The organism is Micromonospora sp. MW-13 (assembly GCF_003434305.1).
Classification (GTDB): Bacteria; Actinomycetota; Actinomycetes; order Mycobacteriales; family Micromonosporaceae; genus Micromonospora.
On the sequence record NZ_QKKX01000076.1, the window covers coordinates 16,937 to 29,609 of the forward strand.

At 76.2% G+C, this 12,673-nt stretch carries 10 protein-coding genes and 2 pseudogenes; 10 read left to right on the forward strand and 2 right to left on the reverse strand.

Annotated elements, in window-relative coordinates; all coding sequences use genetic code 11:
* Positions 1–8: 8 nt before the first annotated feature.
* From rsfS to C5N14_RS28020, 7 genes and pseudogenes are all read left to right on the forward strand, one after another.
* Positions 9–419: a ribosome silencing factor gene (rsfS, locus tag C5N14_RS27990; protein ID WP_117672377.1), complete on the forward strand. Its 411-nt coding sequence runs from the start codon at positions 9–11 to the stop codon at positions 417–419.
* The gene (locus tag C5N14_RS27995) at positions 416–1,045 is read left to right on the forward strand and encodes a histidine phosphatase family protein (protein WP_117672379.1); all 630 of its coding nucleotides are present in this window, start codon (positions 416–418) and stop codon (positions 1,043–1,045) included. Before rsfS ends, C5N14_RS27995 begins: the two co-directional genes overlap by 4 nt.
* A 47-nt stretch (positions 1,046–1,092) precedes the next feature.
* On the forward strand, positions 1,093–2,004 hold the full coding sequence (locus C5N14_RS28000) for a DegV family protein (RefSeq protein WP_117672381.1): 912 nt from the start codon (positions 1,093–1,095) through the stop codon (positions 2,002–2,004).
* 476 nt (positions 2,005–2,480) lie between these two features.
* On the forward strand, positions 2,481–3,302 hold the full coding sequence (locus C5N14_RS28005; RefSeq protein WP_207892899.1) for a ComEA family DNA-binding protein: 822 nt from the start codon (positions 2,481–2,483) through the stop codon (positions 3,300–3,302).
* Positions 3,299–5,704, forward strand: coding sequence for a ComEC/Rec2 family competence protein (locus C5N14_RS28010; protein WP_117672383.1), 2,406 nt, complete (start codon positions 3,299–3,301; stop codon positions 5,702–5,704). Before C5N14_RS28005 ends, C5N14_RS28010 begins: the two co-directional genes overlap by 4 nt.
* 124 nt (positions 5,705–5,828) lie before the next feature.
* Entirely contained in the window at positions 5,829–6,806 is a 978-nt protein-coding gene (holA, locus tag C5N14_RS28015; protein ID WP_117672385.1) for a DNA polymerase III subunit delta, read from the forward strand.
* A pseudogene (locus C5N14_RS28020) lies at positions 6,803–7,213 on the forward strand (hypothetical protein); the annotation flags it as partial. The gene holA and the pseudogene C5N14_RS28020, both read left to right, overlap by 4 nt.
* A 394-nt stretch (positions 7,214–7,607) precedes the next feature.
* Here the strand turns inward: C5N14_RS28020 and rpsT are convergent.
* Positions 7,608–7,874, reverse strand: coding sequence for a 30S ribosomal protein S20 (gene rpsT / locus C5N14_RS28025; RefSeq protein WP_117672387.1), 267 nt, complete (start codon positions 7,872–7,874; stop codon positions 7,608–7,610).
* Positions 7,875–8,014: 140 nt separating this feature from the next.
* On the reverse strand, positions 8,015–9,016 hold the full coding sequence (locus C5N14_RS28030) for a phosphotransferase family protein (protein WP_243640113.1): 1,002 nt from the start codon (positions 9,014–9,016) through the stop codon (positions 8,015–8,017).
* A gap of 119 nt (positions 9,017–9,135) precedes the next feature.
* Here C5N14_RS28030 and C5N14_RS34330 point away from each other — a divergent pair.
* The 3 genes and pseudogenes from C5N14_RS34330 (at position 9,136) to lepA (ending at position 12,458) form a co-directional block, all read left to right on the forward strand.
* Positions 9,136–9,701, forward strand: a pseudogene (locus tag C5N14_RS34330) (DUF4240 domain-containing protein).
* 119 nt (positions 9,702–9,820) lie between these two features.
* Entirely contained in the window at positions 9,821–10,354 is a 534-nt protein-coding gene (locus tag C5N14_RS28040; RefSeq protein WP_117672393.1) for a DUF4240 domain-containing protein, read from the forward strand.
* Positions 10,355–10,580: 226 nt separating this feature from the next.
* On the forward strand, positions 10,581–12,458 hold the full coding sequence (gene lepA, locus C5N14_RS28045; protein WP_117672395.1) for a translation elongation factor 4: 1,878 nt from the start codon (positions 10,581–10,583) through the stop codon (positions 12,456–12,458).
* The last annotated feature ends 215 nt before the right edge of the window (positions 12,459–12,673 follow it).

The following is a 12,673-nucleotide window of genomic DNA, read 5'->3' on the forward strand; positions in this document are numbered from 1 at the left end:
GGAGAACGGTGACAGTTTCCGAACGCGCTCACGAGCTGGCGATGGCCGCCGCCCAGGCCGCGGCCGACAAGAAGGCGCAGGACATCGTCATCATCGACGTGGGTGACCAGCTCGCCATCACCGACGCGTTCCTGCTCGCCGCCGCCCCCAACGAGCGTCAGGTGCTGGCCATCGTCGACGCCATCGAGGAGCGGTTGCTCGAGCTGCCGGAGAAGGCCAAGCCGGTCCGGCGCGAGGGCGAGCGGGGCGGCCGGTGGGTGCTGCTCGACTACATCGATGTCGTGGTGCACGTCCAGCACACCGAGGAACGCGAGTTCTACGCCCTCGACCGGCTGTGGAAGGACTGCCCGCAGATCCCGTTCGTCGACCGGGACCTGGTCGAGGCCGAGGCCTCCGCCGGCCCCGCCGCCGGCGAATGACCCGACTGATCGTCTGGCGGCACGGCAACACCGACTGGAACGCCGCCGACCGGGTGCAGGGCCAGACCGACGTACCGCTCAACGACCTCGGCCGGGAGCAGGCCGCAGCCGCCGCCCCGCTGCTCGCCGCGCTGCGCCCCGACGCGATCGTGGCCAGCGACCTGAGCCGCGCCGCGGACACCGCCGCCGCCCTGGCCGCGCTCACCGGGCTGCCGGTGCGCGCCGACGCCCGGCTGCGCGAGCGGCACTTCGGGCGGTGGCAGGGGCTCGCGCGCACCGAGGCGGCCGAGCGGTACCCGGACGAGTACGCCCGGTGGCGGGCCGGCGACCCGGACCCGGGCGCGGACATCGAGAGCCTCGACGACCTCGGCAAACGGGTCGGCACCGCCCTCCAGGACGCGGCCGACGCGGTGCCCGGTGGCACGGTCGTCGTCGCCACCCACGGCGGCGGGGCCCGGCAGGGCTGCGGGCACCTGCTCGGCTGGGACCACGGGGTGCTGCGGTCGATCGGCCCGTTGCAGAACTGCCACTGGACCGAGCTGCGGCACAACGACGCCCGGGGCTGGCACCTGCGGGCGCACAATGTCGGCCTGATCACCCGGGCGGCCCCGGCCGAGGTGGTCTGACCACGGGCTTCCGGGCGGGCGGGGCCGACATCGGCTACCGTGCCGGCATGCCCGTCGCGGTCGTCACCGACTCCACCGCCTACCTCCCGCCCGAGCTGGCGCGGGCACACCGGCTCACCGTCGTCCCACTGACCGTGGTGCTCAACGGGGCCGAGGGGCTGGAGGGCGTCGAGACCTTCCCCGAGGACGCCACCCGGGCGCTGGGCGGTCGCCGGGTCTCGGTCAGCACCTCCCGGCCGTCGCCGGAGCAGTTCGCCGGGACGTACCGGAAGCTGCTCGACGCGGGCGCGGACGCGGTGGTGTCGGTGCACCTGTCGGCCGAGCTGTCCGGGACGGTGGAGGCGGCCCGGCTGGCCGCCGCCGAGGTCGGCGACCGGGTCGCGGTCGTCGACAGCCGCTCCACCGGCATGGGCCTCGGCTTCCCGGCGCTCGCCGCCGCCGAGGCCGCCGCCGGGGGCGCCGACCTGGCCGGGGTACGCCGGGCGACGGTCGACGCCATCGACCGCACCACCATCTTCTTCTACGTCGACACCCTGGAGTTCCTGCGCCGGGGCGGCCGGATCAACGCCGCCGAGGCGCTGTTCGGCACCGCCCTGTCGGTGAAGCCGATCATGCACATGCCGGACGGGGCGATCGTGCTGAGGGACAAGGTGCGCACCGCGAGCCGGGGGGTGGCCCGCCTGGTCGACCTGGCGGTCGAGGCGGCCGGCGACGCCGACGTGGACCTCGCCGTGCACCACCTCGCCGCCCCGCAGCGCGCCGAGCAGCTCCTCGCCGCGCTCACCGACCGGCTCGGCGACCGGCTGCGCTCCTCGTACGTCACGGAGGCCGGCGCCGTGGTCGCCGCCCACGCCGGCCCCGGGCTGGCCTGCGTGGTCGTGCACCGCCGCCCCGGCCCGGCCGGCCAACGGGCGGAGGTGGCCGGCGGGATCCGTCCCGACGAGCCGACGGCGGACTGAGATTGACCGGGACGCATCCCGCCGGGGACCGGGTGCGCACCGGAGGCCCACCGAGCCGTCGCCCTTAGCACACCGGGTGCATGATCAGGCGGTCGTCCACAGGGGAACCCGTCGTCCACAGGTGACGGCGCGTGGCCCGTCCGTGCTCCTAGCCTCGCGCCGTGTCAGACGACGAGGAGACGGTCGTACGGCGGCGGCTGCGGTGGCTGGCCGCCCCTCCGGTGCCGGCCGGCGACCCGACGCCGGCCGGGGGCGGGGCCGCGCCGCCGACGGCGCGCCGAGCTTCCCCGCCGGGACCGGCCGGGTCCGGCGAGCCGGCGGCCCTGGACAGCCTGTCGGCGGGCCCGGTCGCGCCCGGCCCCGCCGAGCCGGCGGGCGAAGGTGGCCTGTCGGCGCGCCCGGCCGGGGGCCGGGACCCGGTGGTGCCGCCCGAGGTCCGGTGGGCGACGCACGGTGGACGGGTGGTCGAGCGGCCGATCCCGCCGGAGGACCGGTGGGCTCCGGCCGGCGGTCCGGCCGACGAGCGGCCGGTGCCCTGGCCGGGCCGGACGGGCCCAGGGCCGCGCCGCCGGGACGCCCCCGGCTCCGTCCGCCCCGAGCCCGACGACGAGCCCGACGACGAGCCGGCGTCCGGGCCCCGGCCGTCCCGGTTGCCGGGTCCCGGGGCGTTCGACCCCGGGCGGCGCGGCGTGCGGGCGCTGGCGGCGGTCGCCGTGCTGGTGGTGCTCGGCGCGGGCTGGTGGGCGTGGCGCTCCCGCCCGCAGGCCGAGCCCGTCGGGGCCGCCGCGGCCGTCGCCGAGGCGACGTCGGAGGGGACGCCGCCGGCCGTCGCCGGGTCGACGCCGGGCGGCGAGCTGGTGGTGGCGGTCGCCGGGAAGGTGCTCCGCCCGGGGCTCGTCCGGCTGCCGGCGGGCGCCCGGGTCGCCGACGCGGTGCGGGCGGCCGGCGGGGCGTTGCCTGGCGTGGACGTGTCGCTGCTGAACCCGGCCCGTAAGGTCACCGACGGGGAGTTGATCCTGGTTGGCGTGCCCGCCCCGGCGGGTCAGCCCACCGCCGCGCCCGCCGGGGCCGGCCCGCCCGCCGGCGCGGGACCGGCGGGCGCCGGAGGCCTGGTCAACCTGAACACGGCCACCCTGGCGCAGCTCGACGCGCTGCCCGGGGTGGGCCCGGTGCTCGCCCAGCGCATCCTGACCCACCGCGACCAGCACGGCGGGTTCCGCTCGGTGGGCGACCTGCGTCAGGTGGAGGGCATCGGCGACGCCCGGTACGAGCAGCTCAAGGAACTGGTGACCGTGTGAGCGGCCCGCCGGGGCCGGACGCCGGTCCCACCGTCGACGGCGGGAGCCTCCCCGACCTGCGGCTGGCCGGGCTGGCGGTAGCCGCCTGGCTGGCCGCGCTGGCCGGGCTGCACCTGGGCCCCCGTCCGGCGGCGCTGCTCGCGGCCGGTGCCGCCGGGCTGGCCACGCTCACCGCGGGCCACCTGCTCGGCGTGCTGGGCCGTCCGGCGGCTCCCGTGCGCCGCTACGGATGGATCGCGGTGGCCGTGCTGCTCGGCGTGGTGTGCGGCGCGGCGTCGACCGCGGCCCGGCTGGTCGTCCGGGACGCCCCTGCCGTCCGGGCTCTCGTCGACGACCGGGCCACGGTCGACGTCGAGCTGGTCGTCCGGGACGATCCGCGCCCGGTCCGGGGCGTCCCCGGCCGGCCCGCCACGCTGCTGGTCCGGGCCGACCTGGTGGCCCTGACCGGCCCGGACGGGGTCCGGGTCGCCGCCCCGGTCCGGGTGCTGGTGCTCGCCGCCGATCCGGCCTGGCGCGGCCTGCTGCCCGGGCAGCGGCTCACGGCCGAGGGGCGGTTGGGCGCGCCGCGCGGCGGTGACCTGACCGCCGCCGTGCTCACCGTGCGGGGTCCGCCGGCCCGGCACGGCCCGCCGCCGTGGTCCCAGCGCGCCGCCGGGGTGCTGCGCGCCGGCCTGCAACGGGCCTGCGCGCCGCTGCCCGACGAACGGGGCGGGCTGCTGCCCGGACTGGTGGTCGGCGACACCAGCCGGCTGCCGTCCGCGGTCGAGGAGGACTTCCGGGACACCGGCATGACGCACCTCAACGCGGTGTCCGGCTCCAACGTCGCGATCGTCGTGGGCGCGGTGTTGCTGCTGGCCCGCTGGTCCCGGGCCGGCCCCCGGGTGGCCGCCGGGTTGTGCGGGCTGGCCCTGGTCGGCTTCGTCATCCTGGTCCGTCCCTCGCCCAGCGTGGTGCGCGCCGCCACCATGGGCGCGATCGGCCTCGCGGCGTTGGCCGCCGGCCGGCCCCGGGCGGCCCTGCCGGCGCTCGCCGCGGGGGTGGCCGGGCTGGTGCTGCTCGACCCGGAGCTGGCCGGCGATCCCGGGTTCGCGCTGTCCGTGCTGGCCACCGGCGGCCTGCTGCTGCTCGCCCCCGGGTGGCGGGACGGCCTGCGGCGGCGGGGCGTGCCGTCGGGGCTCGCCGAGGCGCTGGCCGTGCCGGCCGCCGCCCAGGTCGCCTGCGGCCCGGTGGTGGCCGGAATCTCCGGCACGGTGAGCCTGGTCGCCGTGCCCGCGAACCTGCTGGCGGTGCCGGCGATCGCGCCCGCCACGGTGCTCGGCGTGGCGGCGGCGGTGCTCTCGCCGGTCTGGCCGGCGGGCGCGGAGTTCGCGGCCTGGCTGGCGAGCTGGCCCGCGTGGTGGCTGGTCACGGTGGCCCGGCACGGGGCGCGGCTGCCGGCGGGCGCGCTGCCCTGGCCGGGCGGGGTGCCGGGCGCGCTGCTGCTGGCCGGGCTGACCGTGGCGCTGCTGGTCGCCACCCGCCGGCCGCTGGTACGCCGGCTGGTGGCGGTGGTCGCGGTCGCCGTGATCGCCGGCACCCTGCCCGTACGCCTGGTGGCCGCCGGCTGGCCACCGGCCGGCTGGGTGGCGGTGGCGTGCGCGGTGGGCCAGGGCGACGCGCTGGTGCTGCCGGCGGGCACCGGCCGGGCGGTGGTGGTCGACGCCGGGCCGGATCCGGCGGCCGTGGACGGCTGCCTGCGCCGGCTGGGCGTGCGGGCGGTCCCGCTGCTGCTGTTCAGCCACTTCCACGTCGACCACACCGGCGGGGTGGCGGGGATCTTCCGGGGCCGGCGGGTGGCGGCGGTGCGCACGCCACAGTGGCCCGAGCCCGCCGCCGGGCGGGAGTTGGTGCGCGCGGCCGCCGCAGCGGGCGGGGCGGGGACGGCCGCGGCCACGGCGGGGTGGACGTACCGGGTCGGCGGGCTGGAACTCGTCGTGCTCGGTCCGCCGTACCCGCTGCGGGGGACCCGGTCCGACCCGAACAACAACTCGCTCGTGCTGCGCGCCACGGTGGCCGGGGTGCGGATCCTGCTCGCCGGGGACGCCGAGACCGAGGAGCAGCGGGCGCTGCTCGACCGGGCGCCGCCCGGCGGCGTACGCGCCGACGTGCTGAAGGTTGCCCACCACGGGTCGGCGTACCAGGAGCCGGCGTTCCTGGACGCGGTCCGACCGAGGGTCGCGCTGGTCCCGGTGGGGGTCGGCAACTCGTACGGGCACCCGAACGGTGCCGTGCTCGCCCGGATCGCCCGGGGCGGGGCGCGGGTGCTGCGTACGGACACCGACGGCGACGTGGCGGTGGTGCTCGGGCGCGGCGGGTTGGCCGTGGTGAACCGGGGCGTCGACCCGGGGCGACGGCAGCCGTGAGGAGTGACGGTCATTGGCGGCATTAGCGGGGAGAGCGGTATAAATGTCTTGATTTGCGCTGAGTGCGGGCTCTGCCGTCGGCGGCCTCGACGAGCAGGCACGATCCCGGGGCCGGCGTGCGAATATGGGCGGCGTGACCGCCGCCGATCTCGCTCCCATTCTGCTCGTCCTCGGCGACGAGGAACTGCTCGCCACGCGCGCGGTGACCGAGGCCGTGGCCAGGGCCCGCGGCGTCGACCCCGACGTCGACGTCCGGGAGTACCAGACCGGGGTGCTGGCCGTCGGTGAGATCGCCGAGATGCTCAGTCCGTCGCTGTTCGGCGGCCGGCGGGTGCTGGTGCTGCGCTCCGGTCAGGACGCCCGCAAGGACCTGGTCGCCGCCCTGCTGGCGTACGCGAAGAACCCGGACCCGGACGTCCAGCTCGTCGTGCTGCACCTCGGGGGGGCCAAGGGCAAGGCGTTCGCGGACGGGCTGCGGGCGGCGGGCGCCACGGTGGTGCCGGCCGCGAAGCTCAAGGGGCACCGCGAGCGGGTGGCCTTCGTCCGCGACGAGATCCGCCGGGCCGGCGGCAAGTGCACCGAGGACGCGGCCGAGGCGCTCATCGCGGCGGTCGGCACCGACCTGCGCGAGCTGGCCGCCGCGTGCTCCCAGCTGATCGCCGACACCGACGGGCGGATCGGGGCCGACACCGTGGCCCGCTACTACCGGGGCCGGGTCGAGGTGAGCGGCTTCACCGTCGCCGACGCCACCCTCGTCGGCGACGTGCCGGCGGCGCTGGAGGCGCTGCGCTGGGCACTGCACGTCGGCGTCGACCCGGTCCCGATCGCGGACGCCCTCGCCGACGGCGTCCGCACCGTCGCCCGGGTCGCCGCGGCCGGGCGGGGCGACCCGTACCAGCTGGCGGGCACCCTCGGCATGCCGGCCTGGAAGGTCAAGAGCGCGCAGCAGCGGGCCCGGGGCTGGACGCCGGAGGGCCTGGTACAGGCGATGCGGGCCGCCGCCGAATGCAACGCGGCGGTCAAGGGTGGCTCGGACGACCGTGCGTACGCGCTGGAAAGGGCGGTGTTCTCGGTGGCGGCGGCCCGGCAGGGTGCCCGGTGAACCGGCCGGTCCGGGCGTCGTGGGCGACCGTCTCCTTCGCCGAGGAACGGTACCGCCCCTTCTACGCCCGGGCCCTCGGCCTGCGCTTCGTCAACCCAGGCGGGGTGCTCTGCTTCCTCTTCTTCGAGGGGACCGTCGCGCTGGCCGTCCTGCTCGCCCTGGCCGAGCTGGTGACCTGGTGGGCGGTGCTCGTCCTGCCCACCGCCGTGGCGGCGATGGTCAAGCTGAACGACATGGTGGCCGAGATGGTGGTCCGGACGGCCGCGCTCGTGCCGGAGCAGGAGCGGGACCGGTTCCGCCGGCAGATGGAGCCCGTGGTCGGCCGCGCCGTGGTACGCGGCGTCGGTGGCGGCCCGGGCGCGGTAGGCCACGCTGCCTGGGGTGCGGCCGGTCACCCGGGGACCGGTCACGCGGGCGGGGGAGCCGGTGGGTGGGGCGCGGTCGGTGTCGCCGGCTCACCCGGCGCCGGCCCGCGCGTCGCACCGGGGACGGCCTCGCGGGCCGTCCCGGGCGTCCTCGTCCACCCCGACCCGGCCGTACGTGCCGAACGGCCCCGCCCCGGCCTGCGCCGTCCGGAGCCCGGCCTCCCGGAGCACGCCCGCGGCCCCCGCCCCTGATCCGGGCGCGGATCGCCGTCACGGGAGGGCGGCCCGGCCCACTGCCGTCGCACGGCCCGTCCCCGCCGGCGCGGGCACGGACAGAGCGGTGCGGACAGAGCGGTGCGGACAGAGCGGTGCGGACAGACAGAAAGCCGGAAGCCCCGGTTGACCCGGGGCTTCCGGTCAGGTCTGTGGTCGCCGGTCAGGCAGAGAACGAGGCGACGCGCTTGGCGATCGCCGACTTGCGGTTCGCTGCCTGGTTCGAGTGGATCACGCCCTTGCTGGCAGCCTTGTCCAGCTTGCGCGAGGCGTCGCGCATGAGGGCGGTGGCCTTCTCGGAGTCGCCGGCCTCCGCAGCCTCGTGGAACTTGCGGATGGCGGTCTTCAGCGACGACTTGACCGACTTGTTACGCAGCCGGCGCTTCTCGTTCTGCCGGTTGCGCTTGATCTGGGACTTGATGTTCGCCACGCGACAGCCTCGTCTTGATAGCTCGGGTTGGTCTGCTTCCGCGCGCGACGAGCATGCGTCATCACTGCGCGAATAGCCAGGTTACCAGGTCCGCCCGGACGAGCCAAAACGGCTCACTTCCACGGCCCGGGGGCGGTCGGTTACCGGCCCGTCGGCGCCGCCGCCCAGCCCTGCCGGACGGCGAGCCAGCCCAGCGCCTGCCCGCCGCTCCACCGCTGGTGTGCCCGGATGTGCGGGGAAGCGCTCGTCGGCCCGGCCGCGGCCGAGGTGAGCAGGTACCCGGAGAGCGCGGCGAGGGTCACGTCCAGGGCGTCCGGGGGCGCGCCGGCCGCCGCCGGGTGCCCGGCGAAGAGCCCGTCGGCGTCCAGGCCGCTGGCGTGGGCGGTGATCAGCAGGCTGACCAGGTCGAACCAGGCCGGCCCCTGGCAGATCCAGTTCCAGTCGCAGAACCACGCCCGGCCGGCCGGGTCGATGAGCACGTTGTCCAGCCGCAGGTCGCCGTGGGCCAGCCCGCCGCGTTCGGCGTACCCGGGCAGGCGCGCCTCCAGCGCGACCAGCTCGGGCAGCCGGTCCCGCGCCGGGGGTGGCAGCTGCGGGGCCGGCTCCCGGCCGGCGGCCACCTCGCCCCACCAGAGGATGTCCTCCCGCGCCAGGTCGGCGAGCCGGGGCAGACCGAGCGCCACCAGCTCGGGAGGCGGGTCGGCCAGCGCGGCGGCCACCTCGGCGTACCCGGCCAGAGCCGCGTCGAGGTCCGTCGGGGTCCACGGCAGCGCGGGCGTGCGGCCGTCGATCGCGTCCAGGCCGAGCGCGTACCAGCCGGCCGCCGCCACCGCCCAGCGCGGGCGGGGGACCGGCAGCCCGGCGGGGAGCCGGTCCAGGACGGCTGCCTCCCTGGCGTACCAGTCGACGAGGTGGCGCTGCTCCGTCAGCGACGCCGCCTTGACGAAGGTCCGCCGCCCGTCGGCGGTCTCCAGCACGGCGGCGAAGCCCCGGGTGAATCCGGCACCGGCCACCCGGGCCGCCGCCACCGGGCCGCCCAGCCGGGCGGTCACCGCCGCCCGCAGGCCGGCCGGCAGCTCCGTCCAGCCGGGGCGCAGCGCGGTCGCGTCGTACGGCACCGGGGGAAGCGAGATCGGGACCACCCGACCATGCTGCCCCACCCGCGCCCGCCCCGCCGCCCGCCGTGCGCTGCGGTCCGTCGGCGGATGTCGTACCGCCGCGCGACGATGCCGCCGTGGACACCGAGGAGTTCTGGGCGCTCGTGGAGGCGTCCGACCGGGCCGTCGACGGCCCGGACGAGCGGCTGACCTGGCTTACGGACCGGCTCGCCGGCCTGCCCACGGCTGAGGTGGTCGACTTCCAGCTCCGGCTAAACGAGGCCCACGCCCGGGCCGACACCACGCGGCTCTGGGACGCCGCGCTGCGGATCTGCGGCGGGCTCTGCTCCGACGACGGGTCCACTACTTCCATGCCTGGCTGGTCGGGCTGGGGCGGTCGGTCTTCGAGCGCGCGGTGGCCGACCCGGACACGCTCGCCGACGTTCCCCGGGTGCGCCGGCTGGCCGGCCGCCCCACCGGCGAGTGGTCCGACGAGGAGTGGCCGGACTGGGAGTCCCTCGACTATGTGGCGGACGAGGCGTACGAGCGGATCACCGGCGTCGCCGAGGGCCTGGAGGACGCGGTGCTCGCGCGCGGCGAGCCGGGCGACGACTCGTCCGACCCCGGCGACGAGCCGGAGGAGCCGGTGGAGTCGGACGATCCGGCCGAGTTCGCCCGCCGGTACCCACGCCTGGCGGCGATGTTCCCACCCGTGCCTGGCCGCCCGTGACCCCGTCCGGCCGGTGCCCGGCCGTCCGTGACCTCGCCCCATGGGCGGCGCGGGGTAGTCGCGCGCCGCGCGCCCGCCGTGGCGGCGGCCGGCGGGCTGCTCTGTCAGACTGCCAGGCCATGAGGACCGACGACTTCTGGCAGTTGATCGACCGGGCCCGGGCCGGTGGGGGCGGGGCGGCCGGCCCGGTCGCCGCCCGGGCCGGCGCGCTGCTGGCCGAGCGCGACGCCGCCGACATCGTCGGGTACGCGCGGCACCAGCGCCGGGTGATGGCGGCGTCCTACCGGGCCGATCTCTGGGGCGCGGCGTACCTGATCAACGGGGGCGCGTCCGACGACGGGTTCGAGTACTTCCGGGGCTGGCTGATCGCCCAGGGACGGGAGGTGTTCGCCCGCGCGGTGGCCGACCCGGACTCGCTGGCGGAGCTGCCGCAGATCCGTCAGGCGGCGCTCACGGGCGAGGAGTTCGAGGCCGAGCAGATGCTCACGGTCGCCGAGGAGGCGTACCGGAAGGCGACCGCCAGCGAGCTGCCGGCGGTGCCGGAGACGCCCTATCCGGAGCTGGGCGAGTTCTGGGACTTCGACGACGAGGAGGAGGCCCGCCGCCGGCTGCCGAAGCTCGCCGCGCTCTTCGTCGAGCCGCCCGAGGAGTGAGCCGCCGCCCGCGCGAGATGCGCCGCCCGCCCGCCCCCGAGTGCGCCGCCGGCCCCGCCCCGGAGTGAGCCGACGCGACCCCGTGAGGGGTGGGCCGCGGCCGGGGCGGCGGGTGCCGGCCGGGCGGCGGGAGGAGTGATCCGATCGCGCCCGGGGCGACGTGGGAGCATAGAGGGGGCCGGCGTCGCGTCGGCCCGCTCACGTCAGCCGACCAGAACGGACCGCTGTGCCACCGACGCTCGATTCCGGCGCGAACGCTCCCGGTGCCACCGACCCGGCGCGCATCCGGAACTTCTGCATCATCGCCCACATCGACCACGGGAAGTCGACCCTGGCCGACCGGATGCTGCAGCTCACCGGCGTGGTCGACCCCCGGCAGATGCGCGCGCAGTACCTCGACCGGATGGACATCGAGCGCGAGCGCGGCATCACCATCAAGAGCCAGGCCGTCCGGATGCCGTGGACGATCCGCGAGGGCGACCGGGCCGGCGAACCGGCCGTGCTCAACATGATCGACACCCCTGGCCACGTCGACTTCACCTACGAGGTGTCCCGGTCGCTCGCCGCCTGCGAGGGGGCGGTCCTGCTGGTCGACGCCGCCCAGGGCATCGAGGCGCAGACCCTGGCGAACCTCTACCTGGCGCTCGAGAACGACATGCGGATCATTCCGGTGCTCAACAAGATCGACCTGCCGGCCGCCCAGCCCGAGAAGTACGCCGAGGAACTGGCCCACCTGATCGGCGGCGATCCGGCGGACTGCATCAGGGTCTCCGGCAAGACCGGCGTCGGCGTGCCGCACCTCCTCGACGAGATCGTCCGGCAGCTCGCCCCGCCGGTCGGCGACGCCGACGTCTCCGCCCGCGCGATGATCTTCGACTCGGTGTACGACGTCTACCGGGGTGTGGTCACCTACGTCCGGGTGATCGACGGCCGGATCGGTGCCCGGGACCGGATCAAGATGATGTCCACCGGCGCCGTCCACGAGTTGCTGGAGATCGGCGTCATCTCGCCGGAGATGGTGAAGGCCGACGCGCTCGGCGTCGGCGAGGTGGGTTACCTGATCACCGGCGTGAAGGACGTCCGCCAGTCCCGGGTCGGCGACACGATCACCATCAACGCCAAGCCGGCGACGCAGGCGCTCAGCGGCTACAAGGACCCGAAGCCGATGGTCTACTCCGGCCTATACCCGATCGACGGGTCCGACTACCCCAACCTGCGCGAGGCGCTGGACAAGCTCAAGCTCAACGACGCCGCGCTCGACTACGAGCCGGAGACCTCCGGCGCGCTCGGGTTCGGCTTCCGGTGCGGCTTCCTCGGCCTGCTGCACCTGGAGATCATCCGGGAGCGGCTGGAGCGGGAGTACAACCTCGACCTGATCTCCACCGCCCCGAACGTGGTCTACCGGGCCATCACCGAGGACGGCCAGGAGATCGTCGTGACCAACCCGAGCGAGTACCCCACCGGCAAGATCGCCGAGGTGTACGAGCCGGTCGTGCGGGCCACCGTGCTCACCCCGAACGACTACGTGGGCGCGGTGATGGAGCTGTGCCAGGGCCGCCGGGGCAACCTGCTCGGGATGGACTACCTCTCGGCCGACCGGGTGGAGCTGCGCTACACGCTGCCCCTCGCGGAGATCATCTTCGACTTCTTCGACCAGCTCAAGAGCCGCACCAAGGGCTACGCCTCGCTGGACTACGAGCCCTCGGGCGAGCAGGCGTCTGACCTGGTCAAGGTGGACATCCTGCTGCACGGCGAGCCGGTGGACGCGTTCAGCGCCATCGTGCACAAGGACAAGGCGTACAACTACGGGGTCACGATCGCCGCGAAGCTGCGCAACCTGATCCCCCGGCAGCAGTTCGAGGTGCCCATCCAGGCCGCCATCGGCAGCCGGGTGATCGCCCGGGAGACCATCCGGGCCATCCGCAAGGACGTGCTCGCCAAGTGCTACGGCGGTGACATCAGCCGCAAGCGCAAGCTGCTGGAGAAGCAGAAGGAGGGCAAGAAGCGGATGAAGATGGTGGGCCGGGTCGAGGTGCCCCAGGAGGCCTTCATCGCCGCGCTCTCCTCCGACTCCGGCGACGGCAAGGCCACCGGCAAGAAGTAGTCGCGCCGCCGCGCCCCGGGGTTTCCGGCACCGTGGGTGACCGTGACGGACGCCGTCCACGCCGTCCCCCGGGGCGGGCGTCCGGTCGTACCGGAGGGATTTCTCCCGGCCCCGTGGCGCGCGCCGCGGGGCCGGCGGGAGCCCTCCCGCCTGGGCTTATCCCTCCTCACGGCTGGCCGGAGCCGGCGGCGACATCGACGTGTGGCAGTGGATGG

Bases quoted from the DNA above. Each gene is read 5' to 3' on its own strand.
- C5N14_RS27995 (WP_117672379.1), top strand. From the start codon at position 416: ATGACCCGACTGATCGTCTGGCGGCACGGCAACACCGACTGGAACGCC.
- C5N14_RS28040 (WP_117672393.1), top strand. From the start codon at position 9,821: ATGAGGACCGACGACTTCTGGCAGTTGATCGACCGGGCCCGGGCCGGT.
- C5N14_RS28000 (WP_117672381.1), top strand. From the start codon at position 1,093: ATGCCCGTCGCGGTCGTCACCGACTCCACCGCCTACCTCCCGCCCGAG.
- holA (WP_117672385.1), top strand. From the start codon at position 5,829: ATGGGCGGCGTGACCGCCGCCGATCTCGCTCCCATTCTGCTCGTCCTC.